Origin of the sequence: Collinsella sp. TF09-1AT (genome assembly GCF_003436895.1) — a bacterium.
In the GTDB taxonomy this organism is placed as follows: Bacteria; Actinomycetota; Coriobacteriia; order Coriobacteriales; family Coriobacteriaceae; genus Collinsella.
This window is the reverse complement of record NZ_QSRC01000008.1, coordinates 19740-35122: the sequence shown is the minus strand read 5'-3', so window position 1 is coordinate 35122 and position 15383 is coordinate 19740. Positions and strand designations below refer to the sequence as shown.

The 15383-nt window shown below is 58.2% G+C and carries 13 protein-coding genes and 1 tRNA gene; 5 read left to right on the top strand and 9 right to left on the bottom strand.

Translation table 11 applies throughout. The annotated features are described in order from the left end of the window. The first annotated feature begins 42 nt into the window (after positions 1-42). A complete protein-coding gene (locus tag DXC90_RS07850) occupies positions 43-978 on the top strand; it encodes a hexose kinase (RefSeq protein ID WP_117735492.1) in 936 nt (311 codons plus the stop codon). A 203-nt stretch (positions 979-1181) separates the two neighbouring features. Next, positions 1182-1655: a YhcH/YjgK/YiaL family protein gene (locus DXC90_RS07845; protein WP_117716293.1), complete on the top strand. Its 474-nt coding sequence runs from the start codon at positions 1182-1184 to the stop codon at positions 1653-1655. Positions 1656-1853: 198 nt separating this feature from the next. Here DXC90_RS07845 and DXC90_RS07840 read toward each other — a convergent pair. After that, positions 1854-1929: transfer RNA gene (locus tag DXC90_RS07840), tRNA-Thr, on the bottom strand. A 157-nt stretch (positions 1930-2086) separates the two neighbouring features. On the opposite strand from DXC90_RS07840, the gene DXC90_RS07835 reads away from it, so the two are divergent. Next, positions 2087-2581 (top strand): PTS sugar transporter subunit IIB, encoded by a 495-nt coding sequence (locus DXC90_RS07835; RefSeq protein WP_117735491.1) that lies wholly within the window; start codon positions 2087-2089, stop codon positions 2579-2581. Between the two features lie 222 nt (positions 2582-2803). Here the strand turns inward: DXC90_RS07835 and DXC90_RS07830 are convergent, their stop codons facing one another. Next, positions 2804-3856 carry an aldose epimerase family protein gene (locus DXC90_RS07830; protein WP_117735490.1) on the bottom strand — a complete coding sequence of 351 codons (1053 nt, stop codon included), beginning with the start codon at positions 3854-3856 and terminating at the stop codon, positions 2804-2806. A gap of 206 nt (positions 3857-4062) precedes the next feature. Between DXC90_RS07830 and DXC90_RS07825 the strand changes: the two genes are divergently transcribed. Next, a complete protein-coding gene (locus DXC90_RS07825) occupies positions 4063-4827 on the top strand; it encodes a DeoR/GlpR family DNA-binding transcription regulator (protein ID WP_233502252.1) in 765 nt (254 codons plus the stop codon). Here the strand turns inward: DXC90_RS07825 and DXC90_RS07820 are convergent, their stop codons facing one another. From DXC90_RS07820 to DXC90_RS07800, 5 genes are all read right to left on the bottom strand, one after another. Beyond that, positions 4828-6084 (bottom strand): ATP-binding protein, encoded by a 1257-nt coding sequence (locus tag DXC90_RS07820; protein ID WP_117735489.1) that lies wholly within the window; start codon positions 6082-6084, stop codon positions 4828-4830. Between the two features lie 169 nt (positions 6085-6253). After that, a complete protein-coding gene (locus DXC90_RS07815; protein WP_117735488.1) occupies positions 6254-6559 on the bottom strand; it encodes a type II toxin-antitoxin system RelE/ParE family toxin in 306 nt (101 codons plus the stop codon). Then, positions 6549-6815 (bottom strand): type II toxin-antitoxin system Phd/YefM family antitoxin, encoded by a 267-nt coding sequence (locus DXC90_RS07810; RefSeq protein ID WP_117735487.1) that lies wholly within the window; start codon positions 6813-6815, stop codon positions 6549-6551. The genes DXC90_RS07815 and DXC90_RS07810 overlap by 11 nt, the downstream gene beginning before the upstream one ends. A gap of 293 nt (positions 6816-7108) precedes the next feature. Further along, complete coding sequence (gene lacG, locus DXC90_RS07805) at positions 7109-8530, bottom strand: 6-phospho-beta-galactosidase (RefSeq protein ID WP_199406652.1); 1422 nt, start codon at positions 8528-8530, stop codon at positions 7109-7111. Between the two features lie 75 nt (positions 8531-8605). Continuing rightward, the gene (locus DXC90_RS07800; RefSeq protein WP_117735486.1) at positions 8606-10423 is read right to left on the bottom strand and encodes a PTS lactose transporter subunit IIBC; all 1818 of its coding nucleotides are present in this window, start codon (positions 10421-10423) and stop codon (positions 8606-8608) included. Between the two features lie 284 nt (positions 10424-10707). Here DXC90_RS07800 and DXC90_RS07795 point away from each other — a divergent pair, with 284 nt between their 5' ends. Beyond that, complete coding sequence (locus DXC90_RS07795; RefSeq protein WP_118405181.1) at positions 10708-11709, top strand: LacI family DNA-binding transcriptional regulator; 1002 nt, start codon at positions 10708-10710, stop codon at positions 11707-11709. A gap of 335 nt (positions 11710-12044) precedes the next feature. Here the strand turns inward: DXC90_RS07795 and lacG (DXC90_RS07785) are convergent, their stop codons facing one another. Beyond that, positions 12045-13484 (bottom strand): 6-phospho-beta-galactosidase, encoded by a 1440-nt coding sequence (gene lacG, locus DXC90_RS07785; protein ID WP_117735483.1) that lies wholly within the window; start codon positions 13482-13484, stop codon positions 12045-12047. A gap of 66 nt (positions 13485-13550) precedes the next feature. Further along, complete coding sequence (locus DXC90_RS07780) at positions 13551-15320, bottom strand: PTS transporter subunit EIIC (RefSeq protein ID WP_117735482.1); 1770 nt, start codon at positions 15318-15320, stop codon at positions 13551-13553. Between the last annotated feature and the right edge of the window lie 63 nt (positions 15321-15383).

Genomic DNA, 15383 nt, shown 5'->3' with positions numbered 1-15383 from the left:
GTATCGCGAGGCACAAGGAGCCTGCGAGATAAGGAGCTAAAAATGATCCTCACCGTTACGATGAACCCGTCCGTCGATACGCGCTATCAGCTCGATGAGCTCGTTATCGACGACGTCAACCGTGTGACGCCCGAAAAGACCGCCGGCGGCAAGGGCCTCAACGTGGCCCGTGTGCTGGGTCAGCTGGGCGACGACGTTGTGGCAACCGGTCTGCTCGGCGGCCACATGGGCGCCTATATGGCGGAACTCATGGATGCCAACGGTATTAAGAATGATTTTGTGCCCATTAAGGGCGAGACTCGTATCTGCCTCAATATCCTTCATGCTGGCAACCAGACCGAGTTGCTCGAGAGCGGCCCGACGATAGTCCCCGAGGAGCTCGATGCCTTTACCGCCAAGTTCGCCGAGCTTGCGAGCAAGGCCGCTGTCGTTACCATCTCGGGTTCGCTGCCCCGTGGTGTCGAGGCGGACTACTACGCCAAGATCACGGGCATTGCCGAGAACGCCGGCGCCAAGGTGCTGCTCGATACCTCGGGTGCTTCGCTTGAGGCCGCCCTTAAGTCCGAAGTTAAGCCCGAGCTGGTTAAGCCTAACCTGACCGAGATCAACGGCCTTCTGGGCACGAGCTTTACCACCGACGATGTGGACGAGCTCCGCGCCGCGCTCGCCTCTGATGCCCGCTTCTCCAATATCCCCTGGGTCGTCGTTTCCATGGGCGCTGCCGGTTCCGTGGGCTTCCACAATGGCCGTGCGTTCCGCGCCAAGACGCCCGATATCCCCGCCGTTAACGCCACGGGCTCTGGCGATTCGACCATTGCCGGCTTCGCGCACGCCATCGCAGCCGGCGCGGATGATGAGACGGTGCTGCGTACCGCCAACACCTGCGGCAAGCTCAACGCCATGGATCCCATGACTGGCCACTTGGTTATGGATCGTTGGGACGAGGTCTACAACGGCGTTGTCGTGACCGAGCTGTAAGAGCTTGTGCTGCGACACCGGCACTGGTCGCCTGTTTTTGATTGGAATCGACGGCAAGTGCAGTAGCATTATGCCGTGACGCGACGCCGACCCCGTCGTGTTCAATCCCGACCTTACCCTGGTCGAGACGTATGTGTGTGGCAACAGCGTCGGTAACGCATTTACCGAGTAGCTGCCAAAAAACGATCCGAGAGGGGATTTAGATGATTTACGGTGCATTGGGCGATATCGAGGAGTACCGCGGAATGCTCAAGGGCCTCGACGTGCTGATTGACTGGCTCGAGGAGAACGACCCAGCAGAGCTCGAGGTCGGCAGCCATCCGATTCTGGGCGACAAGGTCTATGCGAACGTCATGGCTCCCACGACGCGTCCCGAGGCCGAGGCTCACTATGAGACGCATCAGCGCTATCACGACCTGCAGATCGACGTCGAGGGTCGCGAGGCCTTTAAGGTCGCCACGGGCAGCCTGACGCTGGTTCAGGAGTTTGACGAGAAGGACGACTACGATCTGGTCGATTCCGACGCTTCGATCGCCGGCGATCTTGCCGACGACAAGTTTGCGCTGTTCGTTGCCGGCGAGCCTCACATGCCCACGCTTGAGTTCCCGGGCGATGGCGCACAGCCGGTCAAGAAGATTTGCTTTAAGCTGCTTGCAGATGCTTACTGGGAAGAGTAGCGAGCTGCTCGTGAACTAGCGTGATTCCCCTTGGGGAGCGCGTTTGAGCCCCGTTAATCGCAGTTCCCTTGGGGATTGCGGTTGGCGGGGCTTTCTGTTTTTGAGCAGGAAGCGATCGACGTGGTGATGCTTGGGTTGGCGTATGCGCACTCAAAATCGGCAACAAAAAAGCCGCCCGAAGGCGGCTATCTTGTGCAATGGAGCCAGCGACCGGGCTCGAACCGGTGACCCCCGCTTTACGAGAGCGGTGCTCTACCAACTGAGCTACGCTGGCGGCCATGTGGTGACGCAACTGAGGCGTCAACGGCTGTCTATGATACGGGACATCGCAAATCCGCGCAAGTGTTCTGACGGCTTTTCTCACTTTAAATGCACTAATATTGGAAACGCGATGTCTTGCTCTTACGGGTCTCAAACAGAATGGGGCTGCCATGGCTCAACCCAGGATCCTTCTTACACGTATCGATGATCGGTTTATTTACGGGCAAGACGTTGAGCTGTGGAACGAGGCTGTGGGTTCCAACCTCGTCCTAATCGTCAACGACGAGATTGCGGCTGATTCGCGCAAGTGGGCGCCTATGAGGGTCGCGGCGCCCGAGGGTGTGTGGACGCGGTTTTTCTCGGTGCAAAGGACCATCGACATCATTCATACCGCAACGCCGCGCCAATGGATTCTGATTATGGTGGCCTCACCCGCCGATGCGCTCGCGCTGGTTAAGGGCGGTGTGCCGATCAGCAAGATCAGCATTGGTCATATGCAGGCAGGGGAGGGCAAGCGTCCCGCAACGCCCGCAGTCGCCATGGGCGATGCAGACGTCGCTGCTCTTAGAGAGCTGCAAAAGCTCGGAGTAGAGCTGGAAATCCGCTACCTCCCCAGCTCCGACCCCGCCCCCATCCAACTAGTCATTGGGGACGTTCTTGAATGACTAGTTGTTGGGGACACTCCTGGCACTTGGGGACGTTCCTTATGTGCATGCCTTTTAGGAACGTCCCAAAGTGCCGGCAGATTGGGACAGTCCTTCTCGTCTGGCAGTGAAGGCTGTCCCTAACGACTAGCCGTTTAAGGACGTCCTCAATGACTAGATAGAAAAACGCCCGTCGGCGGTGGTGCCGGCGGGCGCTGGTGTGCGATATGTTGCGTTGTGCGCTTAGTGCCTCATAAAGTGGTACTCGATCACATTGCTGTAGGGATGGCCCGGGCCCACAATGCCCTGCGGGAACAGAGGCTGGTGCGGCGTGTCGGGGTACATCTCGGCCTCGAGGGCAAAGCCGGCGCCCCAGCCATAGTTGGCGTCGTCCTTGGCGTGCTTGTCGCCCAGCCAGTTGCCGGTGTAGAGCTGCACGCCCGGGGCGGTGGTGTAGTAGTCCAGCTCACGACCGGTCCACATCTCCTCGACGTGCATCGCGCGGCGCAGATTACGGCCGTACTGATAGCCATCGATGCACAGGCAGTGGTCGTAGCCACGGGCCTGCTTAATCTGCGGGTCGTCGGCTTCCATGCCAGGCGCGACGGGGCGCAATTCACGAAAGTCAAACGGTGTTCCCTCGACCGGAGCAATCTCGCCGGTGGGGATGTTCTGCTCGTTAATGGGCAGGTAGTGGGCAGCGTTAGCAACAAAGAAGTGCTCGCAGTCCATACCGGCATTATGACCGGCAAGGTTAAAGTACGTGTGGTTGGTCATGGACACGTACGTGGCGCGGTCGCTCTCGCAGCCATATTCGATACGGAAGCAGCCGGTGCGCGTCACGGTAAACACGGCCGTAAAGGTGCGGTTGCCAGGCAGGCCCAGCTCGCCGTCCTCAAGCGGGGTGGTCATGCGCACGGCGTTGTGGACCTCGTCGAGCTCAACATCCCACACGCGTTTATGAAGGCCGTGCTCAAGATCGCTGTGCAGGTTGTTGGCGCCCTCGTTGGCGGGCATATGCCAGTCCGTGCCGTCGATGGTGATCGTGGCGCCCGCGGTGCGGTTGGCCACGGGGCCGATAGTCGCGCCAAAGCAAGCGGGGTTGTCAAAGTAATCCTCGAGCTTATCGAAGCCCAGCACCACATCGCGCACGTTGCCGGGGATGTCGGGCACGTCGATGCCCAACACGGTGGCGCCATAGTCCATAATGCGAACGCAGATCTCGGGCCCGTTGAGGGTGTAACGATGAACGGGGGTACCGCACGGCGCGGTGCCGAAAAGCTCGGAAGTGATCATTTGGTTCCTAACATCGAGATATTTCGGACAAACTGTAGCGCGAACAGGCGAGATTATCACTACACCCCACTAAAGCAGGGGGTATTTTTCTCAAAAAAGTGATGATTGGAGCTGTGCGGGCGTTCATTTTTGACGCGCACGAGTCTGATACAATTTGTTCGTTACTGTTTGAATGATATGCGCGCAAAGAACGGCGAGGATTCATCGTGATTAAGGCAGAGCGACAGGATAGGGTTCGTCAGCTGCTCGAAGAGCAGGGCACGGTCTCGGTTAAGGAGATCTCAGATGCGTTAGGTGTCTCGGATATGACGATTCGTCGTGACCTTGAGGAGCTTGCGAGCCTGGGCGAGATCGAGCGCGTGCACGGCGGAGCCCGCAGTGCACAGGGCCGCCCTCACGCTATGTTGCGCCACGAGTATTCGCACAGCGAAAAGCGCACTAAGCATGCCGAGGAAAAGCTGCAGATCGCGCGCCGCGCTGTGGAGCTTATCGAGGAAGGCTCGACCATCTTTTTGGGTACGGGCACCACGGTTGAGCAGATGGCCTCGATGCTGCCGGCGTGCCGCCTGCGCATTGTGACCAATTCGCTTTCGGTGTTTAACCTGCTCGAGGCGCGCGAAGACTGCGACCTGTGTCTCGTGGGCGGCATGTACCGTCGCCGCACCGCCGCTTTTGTGGGGCCGACGGCCGAGGATACCCTGCGTGCGCTGGGCATCGACGCGGCGTTTATCGGTGCCAACGGCATCTTGGACGGTGACGTATCTACGTCCAACATGGACGAGGGCCGTATCCAGCAGCTCGCCTTTAGCAAGGCCGACTCGCGCTATCTGATCGCCGACTCCAGCAAGATCGGCAAGCGCGACTTCTACACCTTCTGCCGCCTGGACAATTTGGACGCCGTGGTGTGCGAACCGGGTATTACCGCCGAGAATCGTGCCGCCATCGAGGAGCACACGCAGATCATTTGCTAGCTAACGCAGCAGGCGATACTTCTGCCCCCTGCCGGCGCCTTCAACTGTAGCCAGGCCCGTCTCAACGAGTTTTTTGAGGATGCGAAGTAGCTTCGAGCGGCTAAAGGTAACTTTGGCCGCAAGCGCACTTGTCGATTGGGGATGCACTTCACTCAGCAGTTCAAATACGGTAAGATCGTCGCCTTCGAGCCCGGGGTTATCCATGAGTAGGGGAAGTGTGACCACAATAGCGTTGTCCGAAACTTGAAAACGAGGCTTTTTGATGCTGTCTTTATAGGTGTCTCGAATTCGCATAATGCCCGTACCGAATGCCTCGATAAGGCCCAGGCGCAAAAAGACTTCGGCAAGAATGCGGTTACGCCTAACGGACAGCATATCGGACAGGTACTCATCGACAGTCATGCTTGCCGGTAATCCGCCGGGTGAGGCGACTTCTACCCGGTCGTCGAACATCGAGATGCGGATGTGCGCTGGTACATCCCAGGTCCTATGAACGATTGCGTTGGTTATTGCCTCACGGAACGCCTCAAGTGGAATGGGCTCCTTGCGGATTCGTTCCATTCCCTTGATCTCTTCGTAGCAGTACTGAGCTTCGAATAGCTCAAGAGCACTGTCAATTTCAGTTAAAACTGATGCATGCTCAAGGGTCTTGCGCTGCTTAATGAGGTTGATAGTGTCACCAAACACTGCAATGTCGATGCCTGGGAAGCCGTTCTCGTCCGCGAGCAGCTCTGCTGCATTATTGTAGGTCCCGGTCTCATCGAGCAGGCCGAGGGTTTTGAGAGTGTCGGTTGTGAACGACTGAAGCGCTAACTTTGCAGTTAGACGATTCTCTAAAACGGTGAAAGATAGATCTTGCTTGCTTGCCGGGAGCTGTTCAAAGGAGAGATTCTGGCCCTCGAGCACAAGGCGCGAAAGACCTAGGGTATCAACTGGTATAGTCGCTGTGTCATTGCGCTTGTACGCCTTCGAGCGGTATAGATAAGGCTTCGATCTGCCGGGAAAGACCGTAAGCTCAACGGTTGCATCGGGCTCGTTGATTTTTAGGGAGTAATCGGGCTGGGGGATGATCGAATCGTTAATCTTGTTTTCGATATCCAAGCAGGTCTGCTTGGGGTCATCGAGGCCAACGATTTTTCCGGCGTCGTTAATTCCAAATAGGACACGCCCACCCGTGTTGTTTGCATAAGCGGAGACGGTTTTGAGGAACGAATTGGTGACGCTTTCCTTGAACTCAAGATCCTTTGTCTCTTGCATCGTAGTGCTCCGTTTCGCTTTAACTTGACGTGCAAAATGACACGTAAAATTTTACATGGCATTTTGCACGTCAAAATTATGACACGAAAAAATTTGCGCGCCATTTTACGCGTCAACGTGACGCGAAATGACGCGCAAATGCGCTCGGGCCAACCGTTCAGCTTGCAAATTAGATCAGGCGGGCGTAGTCCTGTGATTGATGAAAGATGTGGGCGATATAGATTGTTTCGTGCTCAAACTTGTAGAGGCACACGTAGTTGTTGACGGGAAACGATTGGTAATTACGTGCCGCCAGCTCTTGCATGTGCGAAAGGGGACGTAGGAGCGGCTGCTCGCGAAGCAGATCAAGCTGATATTCAAACTCAGCGACAAAATTGCCTGCTGCGCGCGGATTCTTGAGGATTTGGGCAAGGTATCCGACGATACTCTCGTACTCATATCGCGCGCTTTTGAGTATGACGACGTTATAGGTCATATTTGTCTCGTATCGAAGCCGCGAAGGATTCGTAATCGCTGTAGTCGCCTTGCGATATTTCGTCTTCTGCCAACATCATACGAGACAGCAGTTTTGCCTTGGCGATTTCTTCTTGCATGAGGCGATACTGGTCGCTGCTGATGCAGTGCATGGCCTCGTAGCCGTTCTTGGTTACGGTAACGTCGCGCTCAGACTCAACAAGTGCGGTGAATGTGGCGGTGTCCTTCATGTCTCGGACGGGCACACAAGCGGACATGGGTACCTCCTTTGCGTTGGGACACAATTGTACCACGGTATAATAAAACATCGGCTTCGTCGAATTATCTCAATCTATAACAGTTGGAAGTAGAAAACCGGGTTAGATGTTACAGATCGAGATATTCTGCTTCGGGCTACCCGTTTGTCTCGATCTGTAACAGGTAGGGCCGGAATACTCGGTTACGTGTTACAGATCGAGATCTTCAAGTTCGGGCCGCTCAAAACGAAAAAGGCCGCATGCGAACCCGTGGAGGGATTCGCATGCGGCCGACAGGGGGTACGCGGCTTAAACTAGGCCATGAGCAGGCCGGTCTCCGCGACGTTCTTGTACCAGTACGCGCTCGCCTTGGGATAGCGCTTCTGGGTCTCAAAGTCGACGTAGAACAGGCCATAGCGCTTGTTATAGCCGTTGGTCCAGGAGAACTGGTCCTGCAGCGACCACACAAAGTAGCCGTCGACGTTCACGCCGCCGTCAATCGCCTTGAGGATCCATGCGAGATGCTGGCGCATATAGTCGATGCGAGGGGCGTCGTCGATAAAGCCATCCTCGAAGTCGTCCTTATAGCCCATGCCGTTCTCGGTGATGTAGATCTTCTTGTAGTTGGGGTAATCGTTCTTAATACGCAGCAGCAGGTCGTAGAGGCCCTCGGGATAGATGATCCAGTCCCAATCGGTGGTGGGTACGCCTTCGCGCACGCATGACTCGCCCACGCCCTTGAGGAACCAGCGCGAGGAGCCCTTGTCACCGGTGCCATTGTGGTTGATGTCATTTTCGCCCTCGGCGGCACGCAGGAACTGGCACTTGTAGGTGTTGACGCCCAGGCAATCGTTGTAGGGGAGCGCGGCGGTCAGCGCGGCGATGTCCTCGTCGCGGACGTCGAGCTCGCCGCCGGCGATATGGGACAGCTTGGTCGCAGCCTCCATCGTGTCGGCGGCATAGTGGCCGCGGAAGGTGGCGTCGAGTACCCAGCGGTTGTTGATGACGTCGGCCATGCGAGCTGCCTCGCAGTCGGCGGCGTTGTTGGGGTCGAGGGGATACTTGGGCTCCAGGTTCTGGACAATGCCGATCTCGCCCTCAAAGCCACCCTCATGGAAGGCGACGACGGCCTTGGCGTGGGCCACCATCATGTTGTGCATGAGCTGGAAGGCCTTGTCCAGGCGATACTTCTCGCCGTGCGGCCAGTTGCCGACGATAAAGCTGCCCTCGGCGGTCGCGGGAATCTCGTTAAAGGTAAACCAGTGCTTGACCTCGGTGAACTCGGCAAAGCAGAACTTGGCGTACTCGACAAAGGCATCGATGGTCGTACGCGTCAGGAAGCCCTCGCCGCCGTCCTGGTAGAAGGCCTCGGGCGTATCAAAGTGATCGAGCGTGACATAGGGGATAACGCCGGCTTTATTGCAGGTGGCAAAGAGCTCGTGATAGAAGGCAACACCCTCGGGGTTAATCTCACCAGTGCCGCTGGGGAAGATACGGCTCCAAGCGATGGAGACACGAATGCCGTTGATGCCGAAGCGCTGGCACAGGTCGATATCGACCGGGTACTTGTTGTAGAAATCGCTTGCGGGGTCGGGGGAGAAACGGCCCTGAGCAGCCAGGAAATCGTCCCAGGGCACTTTGCCCTTGCCGTGTGTACGGGTCTCGCCCTCAACCTGGTAAGCAGCGGTGGCGCCGCCAAACACAAAGCCGTCGGGGAACTGCATGGGGTTGGTCATGAGTCATCCTTTCTGTGGGATACGAATAGGGAGAGGTGCCCGAACCGGGAATCCGGGCACCAACAGAGGGAGGAACTAGTCGAGGTTCTCGCGGAGCCACTTGATGGCGCCAGCGGGGTCGCGAGTAAGGTCGATATATTCCTTACCGCGGGGAGCGAGCAGCTTAATGCCCAGGCGATCGGTGTCGGCCTTCATGTCGTTGTAGTAGCTACGAACCTGCGGGGCGAGCACGATGACGTCGTACTGATCCATGATGGCAGTGTGCTGGCCATAGGCGCCTGCGGAGGAGGCGATGTTCTCTCCGGTCTGCGCAGCACCTTCCTTGATGGCGTTGGCAAGCATGGCAGAGGTGCCGGCGCCGGCGCACAGGACGAGGACCTTCAGACCGTCGACATCCTTCTTAGCGGATGCGTCGGCGGCGGGCTCGGGCTGATCGGCGACAGGCTTGCTGTCGGCGGCAGCGGCGGTCGGCTCGACGGCAGCGGTGACAGCGGCGGTCGGCTCGACGGAAGCGGTGACAGCGGCGGTCTGCTCGACAGCGGGCGCAGGGGCGTTGGCAGCGATGGTGGCAGCACCATCGGATTCGAGACCCAGCTCGGCGGCGCGCTCGGCCTCCTGGTCGCAGAGCAGCTTATCGTATGCCTTCAAGAACGGCAGGTAGATGATAGCGTCCAGCAAGATGATGATTGCAACAAACACCAGGGCGATAAGCTGGAAGTTTGTGGTGATGAAGATGCCGATGGGGGCAGGGGTAGCCCAAGGCACCACGAAGGAGAAGCCGTTCATGCCCACATTGTCGATAAAGAACTTGGCAACACTCACGTTGACGCAGCCGGCGGCAACAAAGGGGATGAGCATGTAGGGGTTAAGGATCATCGGCGCGCCAAAGAGCAGCGGCTCGTTGACAGCAAAGGCAACAGGAACAATCGAGGCCTTACCGACGGCTTTGAGCTGCTTGGACTTCATAAAGAGAATCAGCAGAAGCGGCACGATGAACGTAGCGCCAGTGCCGCCGAACTCACCCACGAGCGACATGTTAAAGGTGAGGGAGTGGGCGGGGTGGCCACCGGCCAGCAGAACCTGCAGGTTCTCGGCCTGGTTGGCAAGACGGATGGGGTCGATGCCCGGCTGGACAATCGAAGGGCCGTGGACGCCGATGAACCAGAAGAACGCGGTGGCTGCCTGGATAAGGATGAGGCCAGGATAGGTTTCTGCCGCAGTGAAGAGCGGGGAGAGCAGCTTGATGAGCAGCTCGGAGAACGGAACGCCCATGAGGTTGCGCACAACCACATCGATGATGCCGCAGATAATGACAGCGCCGCCAAAGGGGATAATGTCGCGGAAGTTCTGAGCGATGGCGCCCGGGACCTCCTTGGGCAGCTTAATGGTCAGATCGCGCGAGACGCAGAATTTGTAGACCCACACGGTGATGAACGCGGCGATATAGGCCGAGAACAGACCGCGCGTACCCATGCTGGTGCAGTCGAAGACCGAAAGCTCGGAGCCGTTGAACTTGGTGGTGAACTGCGTAACGGCGAGCAAAAGCATACTGCACTGGGCGGCCACCATGGTGGAGCCGTCGTTGAGCACCTTGCCGGCGGGCATGCGACGGTTCATGGAAGCCGTAAAGTTCTTGGCAGTGGTGCCGGCAACCATGATGCCCATGACGCCCATGGTGAAGTTGTACAGCTTGTTGCACCAGTCGATGAGCGGCTGGGGCAGCGTGATGCCGACTACGCCGGGAAGGGTGGCAATGAGCAGAAAGATCGAAGAGGTGAGGACGATTGGCATGCACCCAAGGAATCCGTCCTTAATAGCCTGGAGGTAGATGTTCCTCGAGATCTTCTCAAAGAACGGCTGATGCTTTTCGAGCATCTTTACGATGGCGTCCATAGAGCTCCTTTGCTACTTGATGCGCGATGCATGTGGATGGAACTGGTCGTCGATGGATGGTCAGGACTGCCCGGAAACCTTCCTGCTCAAGGAAGGCATTGCGAAATGACAACGTTGTCATTTCGTTAATGACAACGTAAGACATTTTTGGAAGAGCAACAAGGATATACGGGTGAGCGGTCGATATTGTCCGGTAAACGGTTGATTTATCAGTCAGGCAGGTGGTGTATGCTAGAACGCAAAAAACAAGCGATAGAGAACCGAGTGGAGAAGTAGTGGCAACGATGGACAAGAAAAATGTCTCAATGAACGATGTGGCGATTGCCGCGGGTGTTTCTCTCAAGACGGTTTCGCGTGTGATTAACGAGCCCGGTAGCGTGCGCGAGTCGACGCGCGATAGGGTCCATTCCGCAATGGAGGCGCTCGGGTTTCGAACCAACTTTGCCGCGCGTTCACTCAAGTTGGGCCGTTACGGGTGCATCGGCGTGGTGATGTTCCACTTGTCGGGCGGCGCCGTGGACATGATCGACGGTATCGCCGATGCCGCCGAAGAGCGAGGCTTTGCTCTCACGATGATCAAAAAGCGGGCGGGGGAGAAGATGACCCTTGCCGAAGCGGCGCATAGGATGTCGCAGCTTCCCGTCGACGGCATGATTTTCAACCTGCGCCAGATGGTCGATGACTTTGATACCTTTGAGGCACCGAAAGACCTCAAGACGGTGATTATCACACCGATGGAGCATCCTACCTGCTCCACCGTCAGTGACGATCAAGAAGGCGGCGCGCGCATGGCGTGCGAGTACTTCTTGAATCACGGGCACAAGAACGTGTACTTCGTCTCTGGTAAGAAAGAGTCGCTGTCGAGCCAGTGTCGTATGAAAGGTTGGCGTGCGGCACTCGAGGCACGTGGCATTGAGCCGCCCGAGCCCCTGCAAGGCGATTGGAATGCGGATAGTGGCTATGCCGCGGGCCTTGTGCTTGCCGATAAGCCCGATTGCACGGCGGTCCTCGCCGCTAACGACTGCATGGCAAACGGCGTGATGATGGCCCTACGTGACAAAGGGCTCAGCGTGCCCGACGACGTGTCCGTGATCGGCTTCGACGATGAGCTCTACAAGACGATTCCCAACTCGATTCTGACGTCGGTGAAGTTTCGCCACCGCGAGCTGGGCATCCGTGCGCTCAACGAGGTCGTCGCAGGTCTGGAAGCCCCGAGCTCCAGAAGCCGTACGCTCGTCTCGGGCGTGTTGGTCGAGCGCGCGAGCGTGCGGGATCTGCGGGCGTAGACGTGCTCGGCTCGTTCATCTTAATCTGTAACAGTTAGGACCCAAAAACTCGACCAGGTGTTACAGATTGAGATTTTGTCTACCCAGTCATCATCTTTGTCTTGATCTGTAACAGTTAGACGGCCAAAAGCGAGTTAGATGTTACAGATCGAGACAAACGAACGCGGCCCAGCCCGCCCAAAAACAAAAACGGCGGATACGACCAAGGATGCTGAAGCATCCACCGGGAAGGTCGCATCCGCCACACGGAAAGAGGCGCATGGACGCAGTGTCCATGCAATCGGGAATGGTAAGGTGCGCGGCTGCGTGATGGTCACGGCAGCCGATGGCGTTAACTAGTCCAGACGACGGGTCTGCGCCACGTGCTTGTACCAGTAGGCGCTCGCCTTGGGCGTGCGCTTTTGGGTCTCAAAGTCTACGTAGAAGAAGCCGTAGCGCTTGTTGTAGCCGTTGGTCCAGGAGAACTGGTCCTGCAGGCTCCACAGGAAGTAGCCGCCCACGTTGACGCCCACCTCCATGGCCTTAAGCAGCCAGCGCAGGTGCTGCTCGATGTAGTCGATGCGCGGCTGGTCGTCCACAAAGCCGTCCTTGTAGGGGTCCTTGTAGCCCATACCGTTCTCGGTGATGAAGATCTGCTTGTAGTTGGGGTAGCGCTGCTTAATGTAGACGAGCAGATCGAACAGACCCTCGGGATAGATGATCCAGTCCCAGTCGGTGGTGGGGATGCCGGGCTTGTTCACATGCTCGCCAATGCCCTTGACGCGCCAGCGACCGGTGCCCTTCTCGCCCGTACCGTTGTGGTGCAGGTCGTTCTCGCCATCGTAAGCCTTGAGGAAGCGGCACTGGTAGTTGTTAACGCCCAGGTAGTCGTTGTAGAGCGCTGCCTCGCGCATAATCTCGAGGTCCTCGTCCAGGATCTCGATGGTGCCGCCCGAGACGGCAGCCAGGCGGTTGGCGCACTCGAGGGTGTCGGGGGCATAGTCGCCGCGGAAGGTGGCGTCGAGCAGGAACTGGTTTTGCAGCACGTGCTCGTTGTTGGCGGCCTTGATGTCGGCGGGGTCGTTCTCGTTGAGCGGGTACTTAAACTCCAGCGACTGAATGACGCCGATCTTGCCCTTAAAGCCTCCGTTGTGGAAGGCCAGTACAGCCTTGGCGTGGGCGAGCATCATGTTGTGCTCGCACTGGAAGGCTTCGGCCAGATGAGCTTTGACGCCGCCGGGGAAGGTGCCCTCGATGTAGGTGTTGGAGGCGTCGGCCCAGATCTCGTTAAAGGTGAACCAGTAGGTTACCTGGTCGGCGTACTCCTTAAAGCAGAAGGTGGCAAAGTCCACAAAGGCGTCGATGGTCTCGCGGTTGAGGAAGTCGCCCTTTTCAAAGAGGGGCAGCGGCGTGTCGAAGTGATGCAGCGTGACAAACGGCTCAACGTGGTGCTTGTGGCACTCGGCAAATAGGTCGTGGTAGAACTGCACGCCCTCGGGGTTCACCTTGCCGGTGCCCTCGGGGAAGATGCGGCTCCAGGCGATGGAGAGGCGAATACCGTTGATGCCAAACTCCTCGCACAGCTCCAGGTCCACCGGATACTGGTTGTAGAAGTCGGAGGCGGGATCGGGAGAGAAGCGGCCCTGGGCCTCCAAGAAGTCGTCCCAGGCGACCTTGCCCTTACCGTGGGTGCGGGTCTCGCCCTCTACCTGGTAGGCAGCAGTGGCGCCGCCAAAGACAAAGTCCTCGGGGAACTGCGCGGGCGGGTTGGTGACGCTGGCGGGGTTAACGGACATGATGATCCAATCGTTTAAATCGAAGGGCCAGCCTGTCTTGGATAGCTGGCTGGCCCTAAGCGTTGCTTACTTCGACAGCTGCTCGCTCACAAAGGCGAGAGACTTGTCGCCGTTCTGGGAGAGCTCGATGTACTGCTTACCACGGCAGGCGACGCACTTGTTGCCCACGCGCTCGCAGTCCTTCTGCAGGTCGGCCAGGTAGCTGGCAGCCTGCGGAGCCAGGACGACCAGGTCAAAGTCGGGAAGCATGTCCACGTGGTTGCCATAGGCATCGGCAGCGGTCTCAAGATCGATGCCGCGCTCCTTGGCGGCCTTGGCCAGCGCGTTGGCGAGCAGGCCCGAGGTGCCGCCGCCCTGGCAGAGCACGAGCACGCGCTTGCCGTTGAGGTCGCTGGCGGCCGTAGCCTCGGTGGTGGCAGCAGCGGGGGCGGCGTCGGTCTTTACGACCTCGGCAGCGGCGCCGGCGGCAACGCTCTTGGCGTCGGCCTTACCCTGGAAGGCGTCGTTGAGCTTGGCGGCCTTCTCGGCGTTCTTGGCGGCGAGCTCCTCCCGGGAGATTTCGGCCTCCTCGGCGCACTTCTGGGCGTCATAGGCACGGAAGAAAGGGTAGTACAGGGCAAAGTCGACGACCAGGATAAGGGCGAGCATCACAAAGGCGAGCGGCTGGAAGCCCAGGCCCATGATGGTGCCAATGGGGCCGGGGACGGTCCAAGGCAGGGTGTACATAAAGCCGTTCATGCCCAAGAAGTCGATAAAGACCTTGAGGATCCAGATGTTGGCGATCGGGGCAAAGACAAACGGGACAAAGAAGACGGGGTTGAGCACGATGGGCGCGGCGAACAGCAGCGGCTCGTTGACGGCAAAGCACACGGGGACGATGGCGGCCTTACCGACGGCGCGCATCTCCTGGGACTTGGCCAGGAAGCAGAACATAAAGACCAGGACGAGCGTGGCGCCGGTACCGCCCATGCAGACGACGAAGTACTGGGCACCCTGGGTCAGGACAGCGGAAGCGTGCTGGCCGGCCTGGAACGCAGCCAGGTTGTCGGTCATGTTGGCAACGAGGGCGGCGGCGATGGCGGGCTCGACGATCGAGGGGCCGTGGACGCCGACGAACCAGAAGAGGCTCATAGCGCCGTAGATCACAGCGAGGCCGATATAGCCGTCGGCGGCGGTGAACAGGGGCTGGAACACCTGGATGACGCCCTGGGCAAAGCAGAAGCCAAAAGCAGCGCGGAAGACGATGTCAAAGACCCAAAAGACGGTGATGCAGACGGAGAAGGGGATGATGTCCTTAAAGGTCTGCGAGATGTTGGGCGGAACCTGCTCGGGCATCTTGACGGTGATGTTGCGCTTAATGAAGAACTTGTAGATGATGCCGGTCACAAACGCAGCGATAAAGGCGGTCAGCAGGCCCTTGGAACCAAGGTAGGTGGTGTTGAAGCCGCTGGCGGCGTCCGTGGCGATCGTGTCGCTCGAAAGGAGCAAGAAGCCGATGATGGCCGCGCACATGCACGAGATGAAGTTGATCTGATTGTTCTTGGGCAGGTCGCGGTTCTGAGCGTCGGCGAAGTGCTTGGCCGTGGTGGCGGCGCAGGCGATGGCCAGGATGCCCATGGAGTAGTTGTAGCACTTCCACAGGGCGTTGTTGATGTCATCGGGCCAGTAGAAACCCCAGATGTTGGGGACCGAGGCTACTAGGCAGAAGATGGACGAGAAGATGATGATGGGGATGACGGAGATAAAGCCGTCGCGAATCGCCTTGAGGTACTTGTTGCGGGCGATCGCGTTGAAAAAGGGCTGGCCTTTTTCGATGGTGGCGATGAGTTGCTCCATGCAAAGCTCCTAAGAGTCGGTGGGTTAGCAACGATGGTAGCTTTTGACATCTGGTTGCCAAAA

What these genes read in the sequence shown, in the direction of transcription:
- lacG (WP_117735483.1), bottom strand. Translation starts at nt 13,484, where the DNA reads ATGTCCGTTAACCCCGCCAGCGTCACCAACCCGCCCGCGCAGTTCCCC.
- DXC90_RS07845 (WP_117716293.1), top strand. Translation starts at nt 1,182, where the DNA reads ATGATTTACGGTGCATTGGGCGATATCGAGGAGTACCGCGGAATGCTC.
- DXC90_RS07850 (WP_117735492.1), top strand. Translation starts at nt 43, where the DNA reads ATGATCCTCACCGTTACGATGAACCCGTCCGTCGATACGCGCTATCAG.
- DXC90_RS07820 (WP_117735489.1), bottom strand. Translation starts at nt 6,084, where the DNA reads ATGCAAGAGACAAAGGATCTTGAGTTCAAGGAAAGCGTCACCAATTCG.
- DXC90_RS07800 (WP_117735486.1), bottom strand. Translation starts at nt 10,423, where the DNA reads ATGGACGCCATCGTAAAGATGCTCGAAAAGCATCAGCCGTTCTTTGAG.
- DXC90_RS07810 (WP_117735487.1), bottom strand. Translation starts at nt 6,815, where the DNA reads ATGTCCGCTTGTGTGCCCGTCCGAGACATGAAGGACACCGCCACATTC.
- DXC90_RS07815 (WP_117735488.1), bottom strand. Translation starts at nt 6,559, where the DNA reads ATGACCTATAACGTCGTCATACTCAAAAGCGCGCGATATGAGTACGAG.
- DXC90_RS07835 (WP_117735491.1), top strand. Translation starts at nt 2,087, where the DNA reads ATGGCTCAACCCAGGATCCTTCTTACACGTATCGATGATCGGTTTATT.
- DXC90_RS07795 (WP_118405181.1), top strand. Translation starts at nt 10,708, where the DNA reads ATGGACAAGAAAAATGTCTCAATGAACGATGTGGCGATTGCCGCGGGT.
- DXC90_RS07780 (WP_117735482.1), bottom strand. Translation starts at nt 15,320, where the DNA reads ATGGAGCAACTCATCGCCACCATCGAAAAAGGCCAGCCCTTTTTCAAC.
- DXC90_RS07830 (WP_117735490.1), bottom strand. Translation starts at nt 3,856, where the DNA reads ATGATCACTTCCGAGCTTTTCGGCACCGCGCCGTGCGGTACCCCCGTT.
- lacG (WP_199406652.1), bottom strand. Translation starts at nt 8,530, where the DNA reads ATGACCAACCCCATGCAGTTCCCCGACGGCTTTGTGTTTGGCGGCGCC.